We start from the raw sequence: 20539 nt of genomic DNA, 5'->3' as shown, positions 1-20539 counted from the left end.
TTAATATTAAAAATTTCTTCATGTTTTTCATTTTAGTAAGCTTGCTGTCGAAGATGTAGCTCACAAGGAAATTAAATTCTATATTGCTTGTTAGATGATTGTTTTGAGTGGAATATTTTTAAGTCTGCAAATCAATAGATGTTGGGATTGAGTGCAAACCCAAGTATGTATAATAAAGGCTGCTTTGAGTGTATAAAGCAGCCTTCCTAAGCTTTTAAACTTTATTATTCTTCTATAACAGTAGCCGCCGGTGCGTTTTTCTTTACTGACTCAATACCGTTATCACGTCCGGCTTCACTTTCATAAAGCTCGCTCTTTCCAATTACTTGTCCATTACTAGCCTTTAAAGTAAAGTAAGGCTTACCATTACTTGATGTACTGCGTTCAAAACGCCCATCATTGGAAGCATTTGTCCTTACCGACTCAATACCATTATCTCTGGCATTAGTAGTTGTATAACCTTCACTGCTAAGAATAACCTGACCGTTGTCGGCCTTAAGATTAAAGTAAAACTGACCGTCTTTACCTTTTTTTGTCACGAATTTTCCCATATGTTTTTATTAGATATATCTGCAATATACTACTAAAAAACTCTTTTCCTCTATCTTATCCATTTCAAAAGAAATATGAAAAAAACTATCTTATAGAGTATTGACCTTAGGGAAGCAAGAAAATGGAGTTTCACAATCGCAAGATCTGCACATTTTATAATTCAAATCAGAGCTACCTTTGGCTAATGAAATAAAACAAAAATGGTAAAGGAATTACTCACATATATTAGTTATCACCTGGAAGAAAAGATCTCCCTGGAGCAGCTTGCAAAAATTAGTGGCTATTCACCTTTTCATTTGCATAAAGTACTTAAACTGGAGTTACAGGATAGTATTGGTAATTACATTAAGCAGCAGAAGATGAAAAAAGCAGCTTACCTTATTGGGCTCACTAATACTCCAATCAATAAGGTAAAATTCCTTGTGGGTTATGATAATGACTCATCTTTTGCCAGAGCATTTAAAGACGTATATAACATCAGCCCTTCTGCCTTTAGAGAAAACAATGATTTAAAAAGGAAAATTGTTCATCTGGATGAAGACTACGTTTCCCTTAATTGCAAAGCCGTAAAGTTTAAGGAGCAGCAAGCTTTTGTCTTCCCTAGTTATGGCAATTATTTTTCAAAGACCATTTATCAAATTTGGAAAGATGTGGCTCTTTATTTACAAGCCAACAAACTGGACCAGGAGCAGTTCGAATATTATGCTATCCTCCATAACTGTCAGCACCTGGATATGGAAACGCCTTTACGATATGATGCAGCACTTGTCCCTAAGAATGAAGCTTTACTGCGCATTAACCCTTTCCTAAAGTTTACTATGCCATCAGAAAGATTTGCCATATATCGCTTCTGCTCAAAGGTATCTGATTATCAACAAAACTCACTCGTCATCACTCGTCATTTGATGGAGTCTTCTGGTTTTGAACACAGAGAAGGAGTAGCTTATTTTCGGTTCCATCAATTCCCCGATTGGACAGATCCTGATAATCTTTTATTGGACTGGTATATGCCCATTAAATAAATTTTAAACTATAAACTTATGAACAAAAGAGTAATTACAGGACTCACCATTATTGGTGGGGCAGGACTTCTATTTGCCTTTGGAGACCTATTAATCCCTCAGGAAAATGTAATTTTTGACGCTGTCAATCGGCCAAAAGAATTTGCCTTTTTGGTCACATCTAACCCCTATCAATGGTGGGCGGCCAGAGGATTTGTTGGGGTGTTGATGGAAATGATCGGCACAGTAACCTTATATCAATTGTTAGCAAAAACTAAAGCTGAAAGATGGGCCTTTGCAGGACTGCTACTTTCCCTTACTCATCAAATACTGGGCTGCGGAGTCTTTGCTGTTATCCAGTTCCTATTCCCTGTCATTGGCCAAGAAGTATTAAATGGTAATGATGAAATAATAAAGTATGCTTCCATGAGTGGAGGGCTGGCTATTCTATTTGGGATTTCATTAATAAGCACCTTATCGGGGCTTGGCCTAATGGCGATTGCAATATTTAAGAGCGCCGTATTACCAAAGTGGTCGGGGTGGATAGTTTTTCTCGGGTTTGCATTAATTCCCTTTCCTGGAGTGGCGCTGCAGTTTATTGCCAATACCCTTTGGGGAGGAGCCTATTTTTGGATGGCAGTTCATACCTACCGACAGTATAATAATGATTTATACTTAGAAGGTTACCCTACTACTACCAATCTCTAACTATCTAAGAGCCGTTGATAAAGCGGCTCACATCTTTGTTTTTTACAGTTTCTTATCGGCAACCTCACCCCATCCATTTCAAGTTCAGTACTACTACGTAATTTATCATATCACATTTTCTACTGATGCAGAAGCTTTTTTTACGTCCGAACTTTGTGCCAAGACAAAAGCAGGATATACCACAAATCCAGCATCACAAATTATTCAAAATCATCACAACAAATTCAACAACTAAAATGAAAGCATTGCAATTTCTTTCAACAATCCTTACTCTACTTTACAGTATAAGCAGTAATGCGCAACAACCCGTCAAATATGAAATAGCAAAAATTGCTGAAACATTAATTCTTCCATCACTTACCCCAAAAGAGGCTTATATCAAGTGTATGATAAATGGGGAGATAGATGGCATGATTATGTTCAGTCCATTTTACAACAGAATTAACAAAGTTCTTATGAAAATTAACAGCAAAACAAAAAAGCAACTTCCTACAACTACAACAATAGATAATGAAGCACTAGGAATACATGTATATGAAGATGACTTTATATCAATGAATTCATCAGAAAATGACAATCTTCAAAATTCTACAAAAGCAAGCAATTCAAGGTTTGTATTGGCAGCAAAAATGGAAGACCCCACATCTAAAAAAACACCTTATCAAAATGCAGTTTTAATACAAGAAATATCCACACAAAAAGGCATTACTGCAACTGTTGAAGCGGCTATGATGCTCAATCTATTCACGGAAGAGTTTATCAAAAAGGCATACTCTACATTTGAGACCGAAAGTGAAAGAAAGATGAAAGAATTGGATAAAAAAGAACTTAAGACACTTGCTCCAATTATGGTTGAAAAATCAAAGCTTATAAACATGGTTGGCGAGAATGCACCTGAATGGATAAACAAAAGACTCAAAGAAATCGATTTTCACGAGTTTAATATTAGAAGTGCTACGTATGAAACCAAATTACAGTTTTATCGCGATGGACTTCTTGACCTTATAGCTGCTTACAAACGCTCGGTGGCCCCTTATGATAGCTTCTTAGCTAAAGGCAATTACGGAGCTCCGTCTCAATCGTCAAAACAATCTAAAGAACTGGCACAATTGGCTAATTATCAAATTACATTGCTTAAAACCATTGTTGACATGCAAAACATTGCCAAGGATATTACAATGCAATCTGCAGGGTTTTATAAGAAAATGCTACAAATGGAAAACACTTATAATGAGCAAGCTCAATAAATGAAGCAAGCAACCTTGTCCCAAAGGGCTTTTAAATTATTTAAAAGCCTTTTCTTATTGCTTCATAATATTCTAAGTACAAAGTTTAAAGAGGTTTCCTTAAAGCATTATCCATGTATAAATGGCCAAGTACACCTCACATTTCCTCTGGTTTCAGTTTGATAGACATTAGTAAATCTGCCAATTCTTTAACTTTCTCCGGATATTTTGCCGCAAGGTTATTTTTCTCGCCTAAATCCTCCTTAAGATTATACAGCTGAGGACCCCTATCGTTGCCTGTTTCTATTCCTACCATTTTATCATATGCTGCCCCTTTACTTGGAGTAATGTATTTCCAGCCATCTTTTATGATTGACAATGCCCCACCCTGTCCAATCAATACTGAGCGACCTTTTAAGGATTTGCCAAGCAAAGCGTCAAGCTGGTTTTCACTATCTGGTGCATCCCCTTTAGGAATGAATTGATTAATCAGTTTAGAGAACGAGGCCATCATATCGATCTGACAGATTAGAGCTGAGGATACATAGGGTCATTAGCATCCAAACCAATTACTTTATGGTTTTCCAAAAACACAGTCGGCACCCTATCTGCAGTAGCTGGAAAAATAAAGGAATAATCAAAACCAACTTCATTCGGCCCAGGTTTAATATCCCCATTCCAATCTTTAGCAACAGCTTCACCTAAGCCCAAATGCCATTTACCTACAATACCTGTTTTGTAACCAGCTTTCTTAAAGAGATTAGGTAACGTTGTTTTGTTAGTTGGAATAATTAAGGCTGCATCACCCGGTAAAATACCGGTACCTTGTTTACGCCACGGATATTCTCCTGTCATAAGTGCGTAACGAGATGGAGTACATGTTGCGGAAGTAGAATGTCCATCTGAAAAACGAATTCCGGTAGCAGCCAACTGATCTAAATTTGGCGTTCTAATTTTCGAGGCCCCATAACAGCTCAAATCACCATACCCCAAATCATCGGCACAAATAAAAATAACATTAGGCCTGCTATTGGCCACTTTTGTATTTTGTCCTGAAACTGAAAGTACAACGAAAACAAGAAAAACCAGAGATAAGATTTTTTTCATGATGTAAAGAGGATGCAAAATAAGTCAGAAATCTATCGAAGTTTAAACTAATCCCCTTTTAATAGCTTCCTTAACTAACCCGGCCGTATTTTTAATATTTAGTTTTTGTGAAAGGTTTAAACGATGCGTTTCAACTGTTCGTAAACTAATGAAAAGCATGTCAGCTATATCCTGATTGCTCTTCTCTTCTGCTACCAGTTTCAAAATTTCCTTTTCACGTTTGGTTAAAGGAACCTCATAGGATGATACCTTCTTCCCTGAAAGACTTTCTTCAAGTAATACTTTCTGAATATGTCGGTCGATGAATTGCTCACCTTCATAAACCGTTTCAATGGCTTTAATTAATGTTTCCCGATCTGTGTTTTTTAAAAGATAGCCGGCAACACCATTTCTAATCATTTGCTTCACATAATGAGACGCTTCAAAATTGGTAAGAGTAATGATTTTCACTTCCGGATAAGTTTTAGCAATAATCGGACTAAGCTCCAATCCGGTCATACCAGGCATTTGAATATCTAGCAATAAGACATCAGGCTGCTGAATGGCCAATGAGTCCAACAGTTCTGTCCCATTTATATTGGTTGAAATAATGCTGATGTTTGGTTGATTCTCCAGCATCATTTTCAATCCATTTAATACGACTATATGGTCATCTGCAATAGTTACTTTAATTGGCATTTTTGTTTCTATTTCTTATACTAATTCACTTCCGGCAAGTACCTTTAATTTGGCTATGTCGAATTCGAGATAAATGGTTGTTCCTCTTTTTTCTTCTGAATCAATTTTCATACTACCATTAAACGATTCTACTCTCGAATGAAGACTTGACAAGCCAATTCCGTTTTTACCGGCTCCATTATGATTAAACCCCTTTCCATCGTCTTCAACGGTGATCGCCAATAAATCGTCATGGCAACTGATCTGTACAATGGCCTCCTTCGCTTCGGAGTGTTTAATAACGTTATTCATCAATTCCTGAACAATGCGATACACTGAAAGTTCAAAGCTTTGCTTAAAACGCGGCACCCCTCCAATAGAAACAAATTCAACTGTGGTTATAGGGGTCGATATCCGTTGACAGAAAAAAGAAAGGGCATCTTTTAGCCCATGGGTGATGAGCAACTCAGGCATCAGGTTATGAGCCGTTTTACGCACTTCATTAGCCGATTCATCAAGCAACCCTAGAGCCTTGTCGAAACCGCTAAGGTTGACCATTTGAGGATTATCAGTTTTAAACACACTGAAATGCATTTTAGCAGCTGAAAGCATTCCTCCAACGCCATCATGTAAATCTTTAGCAATTCGGGTCCGTTCCTTCTCTTCTCCATTTATCATGGCCTCAAGCACCTGTACTTCTTTTTCTTTTGCCAAAGCAATCAATTTTTGCTGATGCAATTTTTGCTTGTTTATGTAAGTCTGGTAAATGATCAAAACAATAGTTAACAACAACCCTATGGCCGATACGGTAATAATTATCCATGAGTTTTTACGCTGAATTTGCAGATCTTTTTGTGCAAGCTGCAAGTTATTATTGGCTAACTGCTTGTCTTTTTGAGAGGTATGATATCTAACTTCCAGCTCATGAATGGCTTTAACCTGGGTTTCATTAAATATCTTGTCATTTAATTGTTTGGCAAGAGATTGATATTTATAAGCCTGTTTATAATCGCCTTTAGCTTCATAAAGCTCTTGTAAAATGGAATAAGCATCGAGCGTAATATCAGAGGCATCAATTTTTTTTGATTGTTTAAGCGATTCCAATAAAATGGATTTTGCTTTTGCATAATCTCCATTTAAAAAATAAAACCTAGCCAATATGGGTTTAATTCGTTCGGTTTCATATGGAATTCCCAGTTTTAATGAATACTCCAAACTTTTTTCACCATATTGAATAGCTGATTTATAATCTTTCTTTAAACAGAAATACTCCCCAATATTAAAAGAAGTAAGCTTCATTAAATAATTATTATTAGAAAGCTCTCCAAGTTTAAGCGCCTGTAATTGCTTTTTATAAAACTCCTCTTTTTTACCCAAATCATCCAGAATCGTTCCCTGATTAATTAAGGCAATTCCCATGTTTAAGGAGTCTTTACTTTTTTGGGCCAGCTGAAACGCTTTGGAATAATAATCATAAGCTTTTTGGGATTGTTTAAGCTTACGGAATACCATTCCCATGTTATTGTATCCGCGTCCGGCAGATTCTGTAAGCCCATACTGTTGCGAAACATCAATAGCCTTCTGATAATAAATTAAGGCGCTGTCAAATTTATCCTGAAGCTGGTAACAGTTGCCAATATTACTATAGCACGAGCTCATACCCTTACCATTCCTTATGGTTCTGTACCGTGAAATTGCACTATTGAAGAAACGCCGGGCGGCCTCATATTGCGCTAAATCATATTGCACTAAACCTGAATTGTGCAATGACTTGGCTTCCCCCAAAGCATAATTAATCTTTTTACTTACTGTAATGGCAGTTTGGTAACAGTTTAAGGCAGTTTGTTTATTACTACTTTCAAGCGCCAAGGCCGAATCTAGTAAATTCTTGACTGTATTGCTGTCTTGTTTTGCTTGTCCATACACAGCTGTTGCACTCCCCACAGATAAACAACCAACTGCATAAAAACAGAATAGTTTTTTGAATAACATTTCTCTCAACAGGGCTTTTATAGGTAAAAATAGCCAGGTAATTCATTATCTGCAGAACTCTGTATTATCCTAAGTACTACTACTTATACTGGCAATTCAGTATTTCCACAGAAAAATCGCTGCTCATTAGCCGCTAATTTTGCTTCAGTAAACTTAATAAGTTATTGTTTACTAATACACATTGAAATAATAATAATACAAAAGTGACAACGAAAAACATCCGGGTTTTCACCAAATAAATTTGGTATTACTTTAAATTTTAACGCTGAAGCATCTACCTGTCACGTTGCTTGTCCACTAATTCTTTGCTCTCGAATGAGGGAAAGGCTAACGCAAAACAAATTAATTAAAAATAAAAAAACACGAATATGAAAACGAACAAAATGATTACTCTGCTATTGACAGGTATTTTATTAATCAGCGGATTCTCTGCTTGCAATAGTGACAATGATGATGATACCACACTATCCCCATCTAATGGCACTAAGACTCAATTAGTAGGAAAAAAATGGAAAATTACTGCAATGGCCATTGCTCCGGGATTTGACCTTGACGGTGATGGGGATTTAGAAACAGATTTGTATAACTATACTCCAACCTGTACCAAAGACGATTACGTAATTTTTAAGGACAATGGCAAGTCCGAAGCCTATTCTGGTCCTAATTTATGCATCGGAGAAGACGGGGCTGTTGAAAACGGAACCTGGGCTTTAGAGTCGAATAATACTAAAATGAAAGTGGTAGACAGTGAAGGGGAAACTTTCATCTGGAATATTGTTTCTCTCAATAACAACACATTTAAAGTTAGCTACACTGAAACATTTGAAGATGAAGAAGGACAGCAGCACACTCAAACTGTTTCAGCTACGCTTCAGACATTTTAAATTGTTGTTGGATCAAGCTTTGAACCCGATATCAAAATGTTAAAAGCCGCAGATAACGCGGCTTTTTTTTGCGTTTGTTTGTTAGCTCAAATTATTTAGTACTTATAGGGCAGCTTGTTTAAAAAGGCCTTAACTTTGACCATTCAACACTAACTATCTAAAAACCACATCCTTAAAGCCAAACTTAAAAAAGGAGGTATTATGAAATGTAAACATTCAGTGATTATGGTTTTCATAACTGCAATCATGCTTACAGGCTGTGGGAAGGATGAGCCTATAACTAATCAACAAGATGCTGAATTAACTGAGAATAGTGAGTTAAGTAAGGCAGTTGAGTGCGTAATGAATGGAATACCTTCCTTCCCTGGTGCATCTAAGTTTGTAGACAACATTACTAACCCTTATTTCCCACTTATTCCAAAGACCATTTATAAATATAAATCTGTAACCGACGAAGGCACCGAAATAGATATTGTTGAAGTCACCACTAAAACAAAACCCATATTGGGTGTAACTGCAAGAGTTATCCATGATCGGGCCTTTCTTGATGGAGAACTTATTGAGGACACTTTCGATTATTATGCTCAAGACAAGCAGGGAAATGTCTGGTATTTTGGAGAAGACACCAAAGAACTCGAAAATGGGCAAGTAGTGAGTACGGAAGGCACCTGGCGCGCCGGTATTAACGGAGCTACGCCTGGTATAATCATGTTGGCTGAGCCTAAAATTGGTTTAAAATATCAACAGGAGTTTGCCGAAGATGTTGCCGAAGACAGAGCCAAGGTACTAAGCCTTTCTGAAACAGTTGAAGTCCCTTTCGGCAATTTTAATAATTGTTTAAAAACCCTTGATACCACCCCTCTTGATCCTAGCATCCGTGAATTCAAGTTCTATGCTCCAGGAGTAGGTTCGGTGCTGGAAGTACAGGGTAAAGAAAGACTTGAATTAATTTCTTTAACAATCAAAAAATAATTGGCATGCAAATTTGACAAGCGATCTCAATTACAATTGGGATCGTTTGTTTATTTCAATTCTACTCATTTTTATTCATAAATATTAGCTAATTACGTACTACTACTTAGTATAAATCAGGTATTACTACTATTGCCATAACCCACTGATGCTTATAGCTTTGCATCGCAGTCAAAGGATCTTCCACACCTGCAATCTACCACTCTCTAACGCACTCACGAAATGAAATAATTGATACCATGTTTTCTCTGGTATACTTACTAGTGAATCGGAGAAATTGTGCATCAAGCTTACTTTAGTAATGAAAAACAAAATACATCTAACTTTTTTAACTAAAAATTCAACTTATGTCATTATCAAATGAATTTCTACCTGCGGGTCCGCTCTATTGCTCGGACACAATTGTTGTAAAGGCTGAGGAAGCTGGCATCAACTACTCTTTAATTGTTTTTCCTGATTTTAACAATGAGGCAATGAAAACAGGGCCACAAAAAAAGATGCACTTTTATTACATGCCTGATAAGGTGCGCTTGGCCAGAACTGATAATAACGATTATCAGTTCAGTTTTTTAAGATTTAAAGGTGTGCTTAATAAGGACTATAATATGGGCATTGAGCAAGGACAGCTTGAACCCGGGGGTGGCATTGTAAATTTTGGAGTTACCCTTAAAGTTCCGGAAGCAGTGATGCAAATAGCCAAGCAAAAAATACGCACCGACAAGGGAATAAGTAGCGATATTGCAATTGAACTAGGACAAGTGCCAATTATTGAAAGCGAAATGGAGGTAAACCTTGATGAAATTGCCACCTCATTGCCTGAAATAGTAAAAGATGATACCGGCACAAGCACTGCACTTAAAGTTTGGGGCAAGGGAAAAAACAATTGCGATGCGAACGGAGTATCGGCAATGTCGGCAACAATGGGTGTCATTCCCGCAAGCATTATTGAAGAGGGCTTTAAAGGAGCGACTGGCAATATTTCAGTAAGAAACCTTGTTAAAGCTAAGTTTAAAGTTGAACCGTATAAAGCAACACTCGAAGGGGATTACACTGCGATTTATAAGCATTTCTCGGCGGCATTAGGCGGGCATTATATGTTTGCCTCTGCCGATCTGAAAGGTGCATATAACAGTGCTGTTGAAAAAGGAGTTATCAAAAGAAGTGTTACTATGGATCCTCAGTTTCTAAAAGAAGCGGATAAAGCTGTCTATTTAGCACGACTTGATATGGTATATGACAAGTTCATGAAATGGATAGAAACTACAATGATGGATAAAAAACCAGAACCGCCTAAAGCTGCCGAAACAAAAAGTGGTGGCATAGGAAAACTATGGGGAGTTGGTTTTTCTTTTAAAGCTGAAGTTAATACAAAACAAATTAATCTGTCTTATAATGAGGAAATCCGTGAAGCCTATATTCAAGAAAATATAATTGGCGGTACACTGGAAGGTTTATTTAATGAAATAAAAGCAAACGTCGACGCCAAGGATAAGTATTTCAGAGAAGTATTTCTTGGTGAGGCTTATCAAAAAGTACACATTCAGGCTACTTCACGTGCATTCTGGCCTGAAGAAGGTGTGCTGGGAGATCCGATTGATAAAATAATGATCGAAGTCGGCTACCCTGATTCTAAAGGCAAAATGGTTATAAAAAACTCTGCTTTATATATGCCGGATAGCACAGGAGAAATTACAACTAATTCAACTGGAAAATACGTTACAAAACCTGCTGTATGGACCAAAGATAATCCAAACGCCATTTTCCTTTTTGATTTCCCTAAAATTAGCGGTCCTAATGCAGATAAAATTTTGGTAAAAAAACACATTTATTACAAAGCCAATCCTAAAGTATTAATTACCAGCAAGAAAATCGATATTGAAGAACTTACTGATCAGCATTCGATAGAAGTGTTTGCCGATACATTGGGAACACTTAGAGTAGGCCCTATAACAATTGACACCACCTTGGTTGACAATATCGATGTACTAATCATCTTTAAACAGGGTAAACGCAAAGAAATCATGAAGTTCAACACTACCAATCTAGAAGAGGAAAGGTATTTTGAAGTATTTATGAAGAGTGACACTGAAGATATTCCATGGAGTTATCAGGTTGAGGTTGTTGTGAAGAACAAACCATTAAAGCCTGCAATCAGATGGAAGGGTGAAGAAATTAAATCGGTGGGCAACGGACCTCTTGTTGCAGTTGTACCTCCTGTTCCTAAAAAATATGCCGCAGCTGTTGATGAACTGTTGGCGGAAATGGAAGAAGCATAGCCCAAGTTTTTTATAAATCAAGAAGTAGTCTTAGAGTTATTAAAGAGCCCTTTGAGGCTACTTCTTACTATTATCATTATCTATTTATCTACCTTATTTTTTAAGACTTCTATTTTATGAAAGTAATTTTAATTGGCTCTCAGGGCCAGGATGTAATCAATTGGCAATATTTCTTAATTGGCCAGCAGCTGTATGAAGGTTTAGTAACCGGCAAGTTTGATCTTGCAACAAAATCGGCAACAATTATGTTTCAACGCTTGAATGGTTTACAACCCGACGGTATTGTAGGAAACAAAACTGTTGGAACGGCTATGTTATTAGGCTTCGGAACAGTAACCGATAACCGTGAAACAAAAACCGGCGAGGCGTGGCCAGCAAAACCCGGATTTAATCCTGTAATAACAAATGAAGAGCGTGAAAAGCTGTTTGGGAAATTTAATTATGTTTCAGCTCCCTTACCTAAGGATCCTGAAAACATAAAAATCACAGATGATTGGGTAGTCAAAAACATTGAGACGGTGGATATACCTCAACTAAAAAGCATCAGAGGTTCATCAAAAATACAATTTCACAAAAAGGCTACTCCCCAACTTAAAAAATTATGGCAAGATTGGGAAAAAGCCAATTTACTTCACAACGTATTGACCTGGGAAGGCTCATATGTACCTCGTTTTGTAAGAGGAAGTCTTACCACGCTTAGCAATCACTCTTTCGGATCTGCTTTTGATATCAATTATGCATGGAACAAATTGGGAGCCGTACCTGCATTGGTGGGACAAAAAGGCTGTGTGCGTGAGTTGGTACAAATTGCTAATGAGAACGGATTTTACTGGGGTGGACATTTCTCTCGCCAAGATGGAATGCATTTCGAAATCGCTGTACTAAAGTAAGCCTTATTACATCTACCTAACTAAAGCATCTACACTTAACACAATCATACTGTTATGAGAAAAAGAAACGAAGATGAGGGCGGCGAGCCCATCATCAGAAGACCCATAAGGCAAGTAGAACCAATGGAACCTGAAAGCATTCCAGTGGTGATACCTCCACCGGTAGTTGTTGCGCCGCCAGTTGTAATTGAACAACCACCCGTTATTGTTACCCCAGTTGTGAGTACGCCCCCTCCTGTTGTACAAGTTCCCCTTCCGGTTACGGCAGAGCCGCCACCGGTTATCACTTCACCTCCATTTGTACCTCAAAGACCAGTGGTCTTTATCCAGGAACTAACCTGTCCTAAAGTGGAGGACATTACCGATTTTAGTAATTACGATGCATTAGGAAAAATGTTTGCCGATGCATCTGTTGCTAATGCCTATTGGTATTTACCATTCTATTCCATTAAAAGCCCTGAACAAGGAGGATTTAAATTCACTATTAAGAATACAGGGAATAAAACCGTAGGAGGCGAACAAATTTACAGTGCAGAAACAAAGATAGTACTGAGTAAATCGAAACATCCGGCAGTTCAGCAATTCATGGATAGTAATCCGCAGTATCAATACCAGGAAGTGAATCTGAATAAATTCGAAGGCAAACTGCAAGTTCGTTACTATAACGATAAAGGAGTTGAACAGACTGAAACCATTGATATTAAAAAGTACACTATTCTATCGAATCAAGATTTAGAGTTGATAATTGAATCTTTGTTTGATGGTACTAAACTATTGTATCATTCCTTTGCTAACGCTGAAACATATAAATCTATTGATATTTCATTTTCTTTTGATGGTTTAAAAACCTGGACCGAAAAGAGGGTGGAATCCATTGTAATTAGACGCAGACCACGGGTAAATTTACCTCTTTATAAGCTCGACCAACTCGATCAGGCTGAAGTTGCTGAGCAGGAAATCGATGAAGTACAAACAAAAGAGGTTTTCGTTCCTAAAAAAGAAGCGAGGATATGCAGAGCAGGCAACCACTTCAACTTAAATGTTTCAGTAAATGAATACCCTTATTTGTTTGAAAACCAAAACCCTGCAACAGGTGAAAATAAGCAAATAGGCGCTATTCCACCATGGAAGAATACGGAACTTCAGCTAAATTCTTATGAATTTCATGAAGAGCTAACCCAACTATTGGACAGCTACGGTGTTTCAGCCGTTTATCGTTCATTGAAATTGCAGAACACATTTTTGGTCGTACCAAAGCTCTACAAAATCATGATGGTAAAGGCTTCACGCGAGAACAATTCAGAGCATTACATCCCTTGTGCAAGAATCTCCATGAATATGGATGCAATAAATGCAGAAAACTGTTTTGCCCAGTTTCATTTCAATGTTGCACCTGCCTTAACTGATTGGAATATTTTTCAGATTGAAAGAAGGATTGCCTCAACGAAAGGGACTATTAATCCGGCCAATCCGAAGATTAATCTTGAATTTCCGACTTCGATTATTAAAGAGAAATCGGGATTAATAGCCAATCCTGAAACAAAAGTTGTTTTTGAAACTGGCAAAGGTAAATATGAATTGGGTTGGGGAGAATGTTACGGCTTTAATCTTTTGAATATTGATTTATTGCAGGCAAACTTCTTTACCGATGCTATGACCGCTCGAATAGCACCTTTATCAGCAAATGTTTGCTTCAATATTGACAAGAATTTAGAAAAGCAAACCACATTCTCCTTGAGCTTTAACAGCTTTGCCGGACCAGCGCTAAGACAAGCTGATGACAAACAATCATTAACAAACATTTCGCCTTTTCCTGTCTTTCTGAAAAAAATATTCTTAATTAATGGGGATAACACCTTTGAAGAAAAGAAAATTGAGAAACTAATTAATACAGACGGAGTTTTTGTTTTGGCTGAAAACAGCATTGTCTTAACCAACTCAACTGCCAGAATCATTTCTGATTATGAAATGAAACCAGATGCCAAAAATGTTTTAAACGTTGACGTTTCAGAAGCACAAACAATAACCGATGAGGTGTTGGTCACTTGTCCGTCAAATATTTTTAAAGACTACGGAATAAAGCAGATCGATGTGTTTGTTTGTGTATCTGATCTGCCTCAACAACAAGTGGCTTTAACTGATCGTAATAGTTTGGTACAAATTAAGTATGCACTAATGCTTAATAAATACCTTGTTGATAAAACAGCGAAATACTATGCAAAAGTAGTTTTAACAGATGGGAAAGAGGTAAGCTTGGACCCTCAGGCAATTAACTTGAACAGTGTCCAAATTATAGATATTGTTCCGGATGAGACCAAATTGAAGGAGTTCAAAAAGCAAAGCAAACCGAAAAAGAAGAAAACTACTTCAACAAAAACAACAAAGAAAAAGAAAAAAGAGGCATAAAACACATGAACCAAAGGCTTTTAGAGAAATCTAGAAGCCTTTTCCATACATAAAAGAATTGAAAATCAAGCAATATCTAAAAGGTGGACGAAATGATATTTTTTCACTAACTTACAGTATATCAATAAAATACATTATCGAATTACTTATACTCCACAAACCATTGCCGGATTGTATTTAACAGAAGCATCGGCAAATCCTGCATAATATCTTAAAACCTGCAAATTACAATGAAAGCGATTTGGAAAGGAAGTATAAGTTTTGGCTTGGTTAATATACCGATTAAGCTTTATAGTGCTACACAATCAAGCTCATTAGATCTTGACATGCTCGACAGGAAAGATCATGCACATATACGTTATAAACGCGTAAATGAAGAAAGTGGTAAAGAAGTCGCTTGGGAAAATATTGTAAAAGGATTTAAATACAAGGATGATTATGTGATTTTAGAGGATAGTGATTTCGAGGAGGCTGCTCCTGAAAAAAATAAAATCATACAAATAGAAAACTTCCTCGACCTCAACGAAGTGGACCCTATTTATTATGAAGCGCCTTATTATACGGAACCTGAAAAAGGCGGGATAAAGGCATATTCATTATTGTTTCAGGCACTTGAAAAAACTCATAAAGCGGGTTTGGCCCGATTTGTTTTAAGATCATCCGAAAATCTCTGTTTAATCCGGGCAATAGATAAGATGATTATAATTCAAAAAATCAGGTTTCCTGAAGAAATTAGAAACCATGATGAGTTGCACGTTGAAAATGAAACCATCTCCAAAAAAGAGCTAGAGATGGCTGTTGAACTTGTAAAACAATATTCAAGTCCTTTTAATATTACTAATTATCATGATTCATACACTGAATCATTAATGAACATTATTAAAGCGAAAGCAAATGGAAAAAGACCGTCAATTCGAAAGCTCAAAGTAGTACCAAAAAAATCAGAAGATCTTATGTCTCAGCTGATGGAAAGCTTATCGCAAAAGAAAAAAATATCCTAACATGGCTAAACTGGAGAAATATTATAAAAAAAGAGATTTCTCCCAGACTTCAGAACCCCTGGAAGGGAAAAGCAGCGGAAAAGAACTGGCTTTTGTTGTGCAGCGTCATCATGCATCTCGTCTGCACTATGATTTCCGTTTGGAATTGGAGGGGGTATTAAAAAGCTGGGCCGTCCCCAAAGGGCCCTCGCTAAACCCAACTGATAAACGCTTGGCTATCATGGTAGAAGATCATCCTTTAGATTATCAATATTTTGAAGGGGAAATACCCAAAGGAAATTACGGAGCCGGCAATGTAACTATTTGGGACAAAGGTTATTATCAACCTTTAGAAAACACCAAAGACCCTCAAAAAGCAATTAAAACTGGCTTAAAAAAAGGTGATTTAAAAATTATTCTCAACGGCTCCAAGCTTAAAGGCGAATTTGTACTGGTGAAAATAAAAAGCGAGGATGAGAATACCTGGCTGCTTATAAAACACAATGATAAGCATTCGGTAAGTAAAGCCTATAATAGTGAGGATTATGTATCATCCGCAATAAAAAAAAAGAAGAATACAACTTCCAATACTCCAACTCCCTCCTCCCCCAAAAAAACAAGTAAACCAATCAGAAATACCCTGAAATTTATTAAACCAATGTTAGCAACTCTATCATCGGCAACGGAGAAAGGAGAAAACTGGATATATGAACCCAAACTGGATGGTTACAGAATTATTTGTGTGGTTGAAAACGGTGTGGTTCAACTTTATAGCCGCAACGAGCAGAACTACACAGTAAAATATGAACAAATAGCTGACATATTCAAACACTTACCCCACGATGTGATATTAGACGGTGAAATTGTAAAACTAAATGAAAGAGGCGTAGTTGATTTCCTTGCTTTGCAAAACTTTAACAGCAACCCTTCAGGAAAGCTTTTCTATTATGTTTTTGACCTCATTTACCTCAATGGCTATTCATTAACAGATTTAACATTGCTGCAGCGGAAGGAAGTACTAAAAAAACTGATTGACCAAATTAACAACCCGCAAATAATATTCACCCCTTTTTACAACAATGTCAAAGAGCTGGCGAAAAATCTTAAGAAAATTAGTACAGAAGGTTTTATGGCCAAACACATTGAAAGTAAATACAATAGTGGTCAACGGAGTACCCAATGGTTAAAAATAAAAAAGGAAAGTGAGGATGAATTTCTAATCGCCGGTTATACTGATCCTGAAAATGAAAATGATTACCTAGGGGCACTACTTTTAGTAGAAAAAAAAGGAAATGAGTTTATATTCAGAGGAAAATGTGGCTCAGGCTGGAGCAATAAAACTGCAAAAGAAATGCGCAGCCTATTAACCTCACTTGAGATTTCTCAAAAACCTTTTGTAGAGCAATTTGTAAATAAAACCAAGGTCCATTATTTACATCCCTCAATAGTTTGTACTGTAAAATTTGCAGAGCGAACACAGGATGGAAAACTAAGGCACCCAGTATTAAAAGATGTAAGATTTGATAAAATGGAACCAGAAGATCTTCCTAATGAGCGAAAAGTAAAAATTGGAGGAATAACCCTAAAATTCACCAATCAAAATAAAATCTACTTTCCTGAATTAAAAATCAACAAAGGACAAGTAATCGATTACTACGATTCAGTCAGTAATTATATTCTTCCTTATTTAATGAACAGGGCCCAATCCTTAAATCGGCACCCGAATGGCATTCATGGTGAAAGTTTTTATCAAAAAGATATGCCTGAATCCTCTCCTTCCTGGTTAAAAACGGTGAGTATCTATTCAGAAAGCAATGATAAACACATCGATTATTTAATTTGCAATACTAAAGCAACACTACTCTACATGGCCAACTTAGGTTGCATTGAAATAAATCCCTGGCTTTCTCGTATCAGCAAACCCGAAAATCCCGATTACCTTGTTATTGACCTTGATCCTGAAGACATTGATTTTAATTATGTAATTGATACTGCACTTACAACTTATGATGTAATTAATGAACTGGGATTTACATCCTTTATCAAAACGTCAGGCTCTACGGGGCTGCATATTTACATGTATTTGGGAGCTAAGTACTCTTACGACTCCTCGAGAATATTTGCAGAATGGCTGGCAAACACGGTGCATAACCGCATACCAAAGTTTACCAGTGTAGAGAGAAGCCCTCAAAAAAGGCAAAAAAAAGTTTATATCGATTATTTGCAAAACAGAAAGGGTCAAACTATTGCAGCCCCTTTCAGTTTACGCCCCAAACCTAAAGCAACCGTTTCGTGGCCCCTGCATTGGAATCAGGTAAACAAGAGCCTTTCAATGAATGATTACACAATCTTCAACGTGCCTGATATGTTAAAAAGCTTTGACGACCCTTGGAAAGCACTAAATACATCGCCGATCAATTTAAGATCAATAAAAATTAAATAGAATTCATACCGTCAGTTTACTTTTTTTCAATTGGAGCCGGGAACCAATTACCACTCAAAACATCCGGCTTAGCAGCATACATGCGAAAGGTTAATGCAAAACCCTTTCCCATCGGCGTTGGCAACCAGTTAGCTTGAGGAATATTCTTGGGCATTGTAGGCGCCAGCACAATGCTTAATGATCCGTCGGCATTCATTTTCATGCCTGAAATATTGTTGCGACCATACCGCTTCAAAGAATTATCCACCACCCGGTAATCAGGGGTGCTATATAAGGTGACCGACCAGAATGCATTTACCATCGAATCGGGTAACTGCATTGCAGGGAATTTTATCTCATAGACATTGCTGCCATTCAACAGTTCTTTATTGCTATCGGTCAATCCTACAAAATAGATTGCCTCTTTTATCTCATTTGCCCATAAACCTCCGTAATTAATAATAGCTCTTGCCAATATATCATTACCAAAATGGCCTGCAGCGTACGACACCGACCACCCACCGTTTTGGGTACCAAAACCCTTCGCGTCTGCCAAAAATTCAGGAATGGCTTTGGCCTTTATCACCGAATCAATATACTGTCTGGCCGTGGTGCCTGAATTGGCATAAACCGTTACTTTTCTAACTATATCCTTCATTTGTGGCGCTTTAGGCATTAAATCCGGATAGGAAGCGATCACCATATCTGCCTTATCAAAAATTTCTCCGCCGATAGGTTTGCCAGGAGTAAAATCAGGAATGGCAAGGGGTGAATCGATTCGTATGCCTTCTGGTACGGTGAGTGTAAATTGTTTTTGAAGCTTCACAGCTTTTGCAGGGCTGTCTTTTAATTCAACACGGGCCAGCATTTTTATTTTACCCGCCGGCAGATTAATACATGCTGCATCAGAAGGAATGGATGGATTAGTTCCTTTGATGACCAAGGCAAATTTACCATAAGGATGTTTTGGATAATTATGTTCATTAATATTGGTAATCACTTCACCCCATCCATCCAGCAGTTGCGCTGTATAATAGCGGCCAGTTATCCGTGGAACATTCAGTATCACTGCATGCGATGAATCTGTGGCTATCCATGCCTCCAGGCAGGCAACATCAAGGTTGGGATTTACAAAAGCTGCCGAACCGATCGGGTTGTATTTTATCTTATTGTAACCCACTTTCTCCTTGTTGATGTCAATATTTTCCTGTTGAATCACCAGGTAGCGTCCGTACAGATAGGTCCATGCATCTATAATCTCCTGGTCAGTAGGGATAGTTGTAGTGGAGGTATCAATTACAGTTGAATTTCCGGCCCTGGTTTGGGTAGATTGATTGCAAGCGATACATGTTGATATGACCAGCAATGCTATGATTGTGTTTTTCATACTCTTCGTCTATGATTTGATACTGTTTTCCATTATGATGTTGATGCCATCAATAATTTTGTATCACTTCATCTTCACTACAACTGGCGGACTCCAACAATCATTAAGTATACACTCTTTAGGTAAAATAATAAATATTATTAACGTAGTTATTAATAGATGCGAATCTAAAACAGTTTTTAGCAAATATCCGTTCATCCCTTACGAATTTATATCAACTTAAATTCGCAAGGGATTTTTTTTGAGGTTTGAATCCAACAAAACAAAATTTATCAAAGAATGCCTTCTATCAACCTCATAATTTGCTCTTATCTGCTATGTATTTCTGTCAATATTCCATTTGATTATAAGCTGTTTAAACAATATAGTAAGCAGAGGATTGGCAATGCGAATATTAGCGCAAATATCAAATAAGAAAAAAATACTTGGAATAGATAATGGAAAAAAATAAAAACTAAATCAAAACAATCATCTCAAACCATGAAATCATTAATAAGTGCAGTTGTTTTATTGTTTTTAGTTTCTTGTCAAGTGGCAACGAAAAATTCAAAAAACAATGAATTGTTTGCCTACAGGGATTCACATAGCGGAAAAACTGGCTATAAAAACATTAAAAATGAAGTGATTGTAAAACCTCGGTTTTCATCAGGAACAACTTTTTCTAATAATGGCTATTATATTGTAACAAGGGGAAAGGTTTTAAGTCCGTACGAGAAATTTGCGATAATTGACGGCAATGGAAATTTTGTAATTAATTTTTCAAAAGGCTATCAACTTATTTCTTTCTGTAAAAACAAAGAACTTTTAAAAGTGATTAAGGCAGACAAATATGGCTACATCAATTTTAAAAATGAGGTAATCATCCCAATAAAATTTGAACAGCTTAGTGATGTTATTAATGGAAAAATTGCTGCAAAGGAAAACGAATCATCTGAAGAAATTTATTTTGATGTTAAAGGAAAAAGGATAAAGTAATTTTACAACAGGTATTCAAAACTAAAAATCTCACATTTAATTTGTAACGGCTTTTTAAAATTAACTAATTAGCTACTGGTGTCAACTGCGTTGTTCTACCAGAC

Annotated in this window: 17 protein-coding genes; 11 read left to right on the top strand and 6 right to left on the bottom strand. The window is 36.9% G+C overall.

The genetic code is table 11. The features are described 5' to 3' along the window. Positions 1-224: 224 nt before the first annotated feature. On the bottom strand, positions 225-551 hold the full coding sequence (locus tag L2B55_RS05030) for a YegP family protein (protein ID WP_237849192.1): 327 nt from the start codon (positions 549-551) through the stop codon (positions 225-227). A gap of 201 nt (positions 552-752) precedes the next feature. On the opposite strand from L2B55_RS05030, the gene L2B55_RS05025 reads away from it, so the two are divergent. From L2B55_RS05025 to L2B55_RS05015, 3 genes are all read left to right on the top strand, one after another. Then, positions 753-1574, top strand: coding sequence for an AraC family transcriptional regulator (locus tag L2B55_RS05025; protein WP_237849191.1), 822 nt, complete (start codon positions 753-755; stop codon positions 1572-1574). Between the two features lie 18 nt (positions 1575-1592). After that, positions 1593-2261 (top strand): hypothetical protein, encoded by a 669-nt coding sequence (locus L2B55_RS05020; protein WP_237849190.1) that lies wholly within the window; start codon positions 1593-1595, stop codon positions 2259-2261. A gap of 125 nt (positions 2262-2386) precedes the next feature. Next, entirely contained in the window at positions 2387-3508 is a 1122-nt protein-coding gene (locus tag L2B55_RS05015; protein WP_237849189.1) for a hypothetical protein, read from the top strand. Positions 3509-3644: 136 nt separating this feature from the next. Here L2B55_RS05015 and L2B55_RS18990 read toward each other — a convergent pair whose 3' ends face one another. The 4 genes from L2B55_RS18990 to L2B55_RS05000 are packed head-to-tail and all read right to left on the bottom strand — an operon-like array spanning position 3645 to position 7243. After that, the gene (locus tag L2B55_RS18990) at positions 3645-4001 is read right to left on the bottom strand and encodes a hypothetical protein (protein ID WP_338092196.1); all 357 of its coding nucleotides are present in this window, start codon (positions 3999-4001) and stop codon (positions 3645-3647) included. Between the two features lie 14 nt (positions 4002-4015). Next, entirely contained in the window at positions 4016-4594 is a 579-nt protein-coding gene (locus L2B55_RS18985; RefSeq protein WP_338092195.1) for a sulfatase-like hydrolase/transferase, read from the bottom strand. A 42-nt stretch (positions 4595-4636) separates the two neighbouring features. Next, positions 4637-5272 (bottom strand): response regulator, encoded by a 636-nt coding sequence (locus tag L2B55_RS05005; RefSeq protein ID WP_237849188.1) that lies wholly within the window; start codon positions 5270-5272, stop codon positions 4637-4639. Between the two features lie 15 nt (positions 5273-5287). Next, the gene (locus L2B55_RS05000; RefSeq protein ID WP_237849187.1) at positions 5288-7243 is read right to left on the bottom strand and encodes a tetratricopeptide repeat-containing sensor histidine kinase; all 1956 of its coding nucleotides are present in this window, start codon (positions 7241-7243) and stop codon (positions 5288-5290) included. Positions 7244-7611: 368 nt separating this feature from the next. Between L2B55_RS05000 and L2B55_RS04995 the strand changes: the two genes are divergently transcribed. The 7 genes from L2B55_RS04995 to ligD all read left to right on the top strand — a co-directional run bounded on the left by L2B55_RS04995 (position 7612) and on the right by ligD (position 18094). Then, positions 7612-8127, top strand: coding sequence for a lipocalin family protein (locus L2B55_RS04995; protein WP_237849186.1), 516 nt, complete (start codon positions 7612-7614; stop codon positions 8125-8127). A gap of 201 nt (positions 8128-8328) precedes the next feature. Beyond that, positions 8329-9099 (top strand): hypothetical protein, encoded by a 771-nt coding sequence (locus tag L2B55_RS04990; protein ID WP_237849185.1) that lies wholly within the window; start codon positions 8329-8331, stop codon positions 9097-9099. A 347-nt stretch (positions 9100-9446) separates the two neighbouring features. Beyond that, complete coding sequence (locus L2B55_RS04985) at positions 9447-11375, top strand: hypothetical protein (protein ID WP_237849184.1); 1929 nt, start codon at positions 9447-9449, stop codon at positions 11373-11375. Between the two features lie 116 nt (positions 11376-11491). Then, positions 11492-12265, top strand: coding sequence for a M15 family metallopeptidase (locus L2B55_RS04980; protein WP_237849183.1), 774 nt, complete (start codon positions 11492-11494; stop codon positions 12263-12265). Positions 12266-12319: 54 nt separating this feature from the next. Then, a complete protein-coding gene (locus tag L2B55_RS04975) occupies positions 12320-14671 on the top strand; it encodes a hypothetical protein (protein ID WP_237849182.1) in 2352 nt (783 codons plus the stop codon). 230 nt (positions 14672-14901) lie between these two features. Then, a complete protein-coding gene (ku, locus tag L2B55_RS04970) occupies positions 14902-15672 on the top strand; it encodes a non-homologous end joining protein Ku (RefSeq protein WP_237849180.1) in 771 nt (256 codons plus the stop codon). Between the two features lies 1 nt (position 15673). Next, positions 15674-18094, top strand: a complete 2421-nt coding sequence (gene ligD / locus L2B55_RS04965) for a DNA ligase D (protein ID WP_237849178.1) — start codon at positions 15674-15676, stop codon at positions 18092-18094. A 16-nt stretch (positions 18095-18110) separates the two neighbouring features. On the opposite strand, the gene L2B55_RS04960 is transcribed toward ligD, so the two are convergent. Continuing rightward, positions 18111-19460 carry a DUF1214 domain-containing protein gene (locus tag L2B55_RS04960; RefSeq protein WP_237849177.1) on the bottom strand — a complete coding sequence of 450 codons (1350 nt, stop codon included), beginning with the start codon at positions 19458-19460 and terminating at the stop codon, positions 18111-18113. Between the two features lie 480 nt (positions 19461-19940). Between L2B55_RS04960 and L2B55_RS04955 the strand changes: the two genes are divergently transcribed. Continuing rightward, entirely contained in the window at positions 19941-20435 is a 495-nt protein-coding gene (locus tag L2B55_RS04955) for a WG repeat-containing protein (RefSeq protein ID WP_237849176.1), read from the top strand. Positions 20436-20539: the final 104 nt, after the last annotated feature.

Source organism: Solitalea lacus, from assembly GCF_022014595.1.
Lineage (GTDB): Bacteria > Bacteroidota > Bacteroidia > Sphingobacteriales > Sphingobacteriaceae > Solitalea > Solitalea lacus.
This window is presented reverse-complemented; position numbering and strand designations above follow the sequence as displayed.